This is a genomic window from Priestia sp. YIM B13552 (assembly GCF_042787775.1).
Lineage (GTDB): Bacteria > Bacillota > Bacilli > Bacillales > Bacillaceae_H > Priestia > Priestia megaterium_E.
The window spans coordinates 1-5,007 of the sequence record NZ_JBHZOU010000011.1; the positions used below are offsets into that span (position 1 = coordinate 1).

Here is a 5,007-nt window from a genome sequence, read left to right on the forward strand (position 1 = left end):
GATTGTTAGGTAGTATATACCCGTTTTTTAACTTAAAGGTGTTTTTTATTTGTCTCACTATTAGGGGTCAGTCCCACGATTCCGCCGAGGGTTCTTTTTCCGGAGTATGCAGCTTTTTATACATTCTTGATTTGTCTACGTTCTTCAGAAAGGTGATTAATGAAAAAATGTATAAAAAGTGCACCTTATATATATATGCTCAGGATATATAAAATAGCATTTACATATCCCTTATGTTGTATTTTGACTAAAGAAATGTCTATTCAACAATTCAACATAATAAAAAAGCAACCTCTCTCCTCCGAAAAGAATGAGGTTGCTTCTTTATTTTAAAAGGACTATCTAGATGTATACTCTGCGAACACGCACTCAGAAATCACACATTATAATATATCTCCTGATTGAAGGAGATATGCTATTGTAAGTAATTTTATTAGCTATATTAAAAAGCTAGACTTTTCAATCGTTCTTCATTTAAATGGAAAGTAAGTTAGATAAAATCACAGAATTATGTCAAACTCTTATTGGAAAAAGGACAAGCTATAATTTAATTTACTCATCCAATAGCTCATTAAAAAATTTTCTTAGGGAATATAAATCTTATTAAGATATCTACAGATATCTTTTTGCGTTCTATCATCATTTTCATAAATAAAATGGTGCTCTAGACAGCATCTGGTGGGTGGGATGGTGACCTCTGGTTGAGAATGTTTTGGCTTGAATACTTTTGCTTTTCTATACAGATCTTAAACACCTTTTTAAAACTAAAATATATTTAATATATGGTGTCTTCGTTTTAACTCTTCCAACTTTACTAGATGAGAACTTTCATCTAATGTGGATTCATATTTTCTCGATAATAACTTAATTTAGATTATCTATAATGCAAAGATCTTAAATTATAAATGCTATTTGGTGAGTGAAATATACCTTCAATGATTCCAACATTTGTGATAAAAAACCCTTCGCTACCTCTTTATAGTGGGTAATTCTCCTTAGTATTTTTTATCGTTTAGAAATAGATTTCTATTCTATAAACGATTACCATTTTAAAAAACGCTGATGCACATGAGTTAGAAAAAGATGTTGTGAAAAATAAAATGGAAAACTATAAAGTAGCCAATCTAAAATTAAAAATTGCGATGAAAAAGGATGCCATTCAATTGAGTGATGCAAGCATTCAGCTCTATGAAGATGAACAAAAAAGTTTAAAAGAAAAGCTTCAAAAATTGAATGAAAAGCAACAAGATTTAGCCATAAAGTGAAAAAACACAGGGGGACGCAAAGGGGACATGGCTCCAAAATAGGGGGACATAAAGGGGGCGTTGGGATTTTAAAAGGGGACGTAAAAGGGACGTACACCAAAAAAAGGGGACGTAAAGGGGACATTTAGCGATTTTCTTTGTACCCACAGTTTTGCTAGGCTTTGCCTAGCCCCACACCTATGGTGGGGGCAAAAACCCCTTATGCTCTTCTCTCTTGTTTAGTGAAGAACTACAATTTACAGAAAAGAAATAAATGTCACGGATATGTTTTTACGAAGGATTGATCCAGTTCCTATGTGGAAATTAATGAACTAGTGCAAGAACATGGGGTATCTCGTCAAAGATTTTTTAAAGAATAATTTAAGTTATTCTAATTTTTTGAAGAGCAAACAGCATGAGAAAAAAGGCTAAAAGGTTTAATCGGTTAGAACGTTCAATTAATGAATTAATGTTCGAAAACAATGAGAAAGGTGAACAATATTTTATGTGGGCTGATGGGAGATGTAGAGGGGGAATGGGAATAAGATGATGCATGATAACAACAAATTCTTTGATAGAGTTACTGAAGAGCATTGTTAAAAAGAGCGTGTAATCAATAAGTAGATTAAATTAATATCTCTATAAAAAACTCATCAACTACATAATGTATACAGTATGTAGTTAGAAAGATGGCAGGAAGATAAAGTCTCTGTATTGAATGTATATACAAATTGTATATACGAGGTGATAGGATTGGGGAAATTAGATAAGTACGCTCGTCAGTCAAAAACAAAAGAACCAAGTAAGGTGTTGCCTATTAGGTTGCCGGAAAGTATATATGAGCATTTTCGCCAGCTTTGTGATGAGTTAGGTCTATCTATGTCAGAAGCTGGGTTCTTACTAATTAGAGAAGAATTAGAAGATAGTCTATACAACAAGACTACAAATGAAGTTGCTGTGACTACAGAGCGTATACAAAAGTCTATACATCATGAGAGCACCCCGTATACAAAAAATGATACAGGCAAACCTTCCTCATTTTCTACAAGATGGACGTCAATTGATTATGAGATTGAAAATGAATTGCCATGTCCTTTATGTCATCATTGGTATAGCAAAGCCAATTTTTCTCGTCATGCGAAAAATCATAATACCACTACTAAAGAACTTTTAGAAAGCAATGAAGAGGTAGTTTATACAATGATTAATGAACGTAAACTAACCATGTAAGGACATATGTAAATATGAAATGTAACCTCTTGTTTCTTTAAAAATAATTGAGTAGAAGGGAAACAAGAGGTGATTTTTATGAAAGTTAAAGAATGTGTAGGTGAGAAGAAAAGGCGGTTAAGGGAGTCTGTAAATCGAATGAGATTATTAATGAACAAGTAAGAGGAAACTAATTGAATTGGAGATATTTTTTATTAACTTTAGCGAACTGCTCGGTTTGCATTAATCCGACCGTAAGTCCAATATGAACCTGTGCCAAGAATGGGGTCAGCTGTAGATTGCATATCCTCTCTAATTTCCACGTTAGTTTTTCCTTGAGCTGCTAAGAGGGCCGCTAATCCGGCTACGTGAGGGCAGGCCATGGAAGTACCGCTTAAATACGCATAGTTACTGCCAATATAGGTCGATAAAATGTTAGAACCAGGGGCTGCTACTTCTACCCACGTCCCATAATTTGAAAAACTAGACTTCTGGTCATTTGAATCTGTAGATGCTACAGCGATCACATTTTCGTAATATGCTGGATAGGTTAAGGTATTAGTGCCTTCATTACCAGCAGCTGCTAAGATAATCGACCCTTTATCCCAAGCATAATTGATCGCATTTTCTAATGTAAGGGAGCCTTGGGAACCCCCTAAACTTAAATTAATCACCTGAACACCTTGATCGGCTGCATATATAATAGCATTCGCAATATTAGTTAGGGTGCCATTACCAGTATTATCAAGTGCACGAAGTGGTAATATGGAAGCTAATGGAGCCATGCCAGCAATACCTGAAACATTATTGGTTGCTGCAGCAGCAATACCAGCTACGTGAGTCCCATGTCCATTTCCATCGCTTGGGTTTGTATTCCCATCTACAAAGTTATAACCTGGCAAGAGTTTTGAAGTTAAATCAGGATGGTTAAGTTGGACACCTGTATCTACAATTGCAATTCTTATACTACTATTACTCTTAGTCACATCCCAAGCAGAAGTAGCTTGTACTTTTTGAGGGCCATATTGAAAAGGATAAAAGGAATCATTAGGTACATAAGAAGCTTTGAAAATATAATTGTGTTCTACATATTCCACCTCATCAAGTTTATTATAGATATTGATCAGCTTTTTTATATTCTTTTTTGTATATACGAGGTGAAATCCTAAGCTGTTATTTTCCTCTAAAATTTCACATTTATTTTTACGGTGAATCTCCGCTGCTCTATGCTTACATACATTGTCATTAAATTTAATAATTAATTGATTTGGTTCAAAAGCTGTTGGAGATTCTGAGTCGAAAAGAGTAACAATATATTTCACTGTATAAAATAACAATATAATGATAAATACAGAGGTGGTTAAAGAAAGCCAAAAAAACACTAACATTCCTCCTTATTAATAAATTCCTAATATAATATTCCGAATCTATTAATAAGGATTGGACAAGTATACATGATACAAAAAAATAGCTGGCACCTACAAGATTCCCACCCTTAATTTTATAATCTCTCAAATAATAGTATTTTCTTCTGGTATGCTTTCTCTAATTATTTGTTCACCTAACAATGGCTAATCAATATTAAATTTTTTATGAAATTTAATATTATTGGACAGGCACACAAACAATCTATAGATAAATGAATAAAATAGTGTATAAATAAAAAAGGAGTGATTATTATAAAAAGCTACCGTCACTATAATAAAAACGATGAATTATATTATGTAGAAGCTTCTTATCCATGTAGAGGTTCATATAGTAAGAAAAAAGATAATGACAAATTCTTTGTTGAAAATCATACAATTGAAGGTTTTGGAACCAATTTAACAGGAAACGTCCCGTTAACTATTGCAGTTCCCGCTAATGCTACAGATGTAAATGTTTTTGAAGATTTTACTAAAAATCATAACAAAACGCTTCTTCAGCTATCAGCTGTAACTACTGGTCTTACAGTGTCAATTTTTATAAGAGGTTCTAGAATGCCTATTTCAGCTACTATACCTGCAGGTGCTACACGAGCTTTTCAAGTTGAAAATTTTGAAAGACTAACTGTTTCGAATCCTTCTCCTACTACCGAAGGAACCCTACTTGTCTTCATTCAAAAAACATTTTGTATGGGTTGTAATAATCAAAACAAAAAACATAACAAAAACTGTTTTTTCTAGGACGTTAATAAAAAAAACGTTGGACAAATTTTATTTGTTCAACGTTTTTTTTATTTGCAAAGACCCTCAGATAATATAATTACTGGAAGTATATAAAAAATTGGGGTTAAGCAAAAAGACTATTAGCTCGAGAGCTAATAGTCTTTCAGTATAAACCTAGTTGTAAACTGCTAACACAAAAGTTCAAGTGGCTTAATTATTATAACTTTTACTACATTTGCATTTATTTTTATTATAGTCCTTTTCATAAAAGACAACTTTATCTTTGCCATGATTTTTTTCGTGTTCGTCTTTACATTTATCTTTGCCATAATCTTTTTCGTGTTTGTCTTTGCATTTATCTTTGCCATAATCTTTTTCGTGTTTGTCTTTGCATTTATCTTTGCCAT

At 32.9% G+C, this 5,007-nt stretch carries 4 protein-coding genes and 1 pseudogene; 3 read left to right on the forward strand and 2 right to left on the reverse strand.

All coding sequences use genetic code 11. The features are described from left to right. Positions 1 to 1,088: 1,088 nt before the first annotated feature. Entirely contained in the window at positions 1,089 to 1,265 is a 177-nt protein-coding gene (locus tag ACFX40_RS25500) for a hypothetical protein (RefSeq protein ID WP_263046318.1), read from the forward strand. 723 nt (positions 1,266 to 1,988) lie between these two features. Beyond that, positions 1,989 to 2,474 (forward strand): hypothetical protein, encoded by a 486-nt coding sequence (locus tag ACFX40_RS25505; protein ID WP_377257145.1) that lies wholly within the window; start codon positions 1,989 to 1,991, stop codon positions 2,472 to 2,474. A 200-nt stretch (positions 2,475 to 2,674) separates the two neighbouring features. Here the strand turns inward: ACFX40_RS25505 and ACFX40_RS25510 are convergent, their stop codons facing one another. Beyond that, positions 2,675 to 3,835 (reverse strand): S8 family peptidase, encoded by a 1,161-nt coding sequence (locus tag ACFX40_RS25510; protein ID WP_377257064.1) that lies wholly within the window; start codon positions 3,833 to 3,835, stop codon positions 2,675 to 2,677. A 288-nt stretch (positions 3,836 to 4,123) separates the two neighbouring features. Here ACFX40_RS25510 and ACFX40_RS25515 point away from each other — a divergent pair, with 288 nt between their 5' ends. Continuing rightward, the gene (locus ACFX40_RS25515; protein WP_080781600.1) at positions 4,124 to 4,618 is read left to right on the forward strand and encodes an exosporium protein D; all 495 of its coding nucleotides are present in this window, start codon (positions 4,124 to 4,126) and stop codon (positions 4,616 to 4,618) included. A 192-nt stretch (positions 4,619 to 4,810) separates the two neighbouring features. On the opposite strand, the pseudogene ACFX40_RS25520 reads toward ACFX40_RS25515, so the two are convergent. Then, positions 4,811 to 5,007 (reverse strand): annotated as a pseudogene (locus ACFX40_RS25520) (hypothetical protein); the annotation flags it as partial.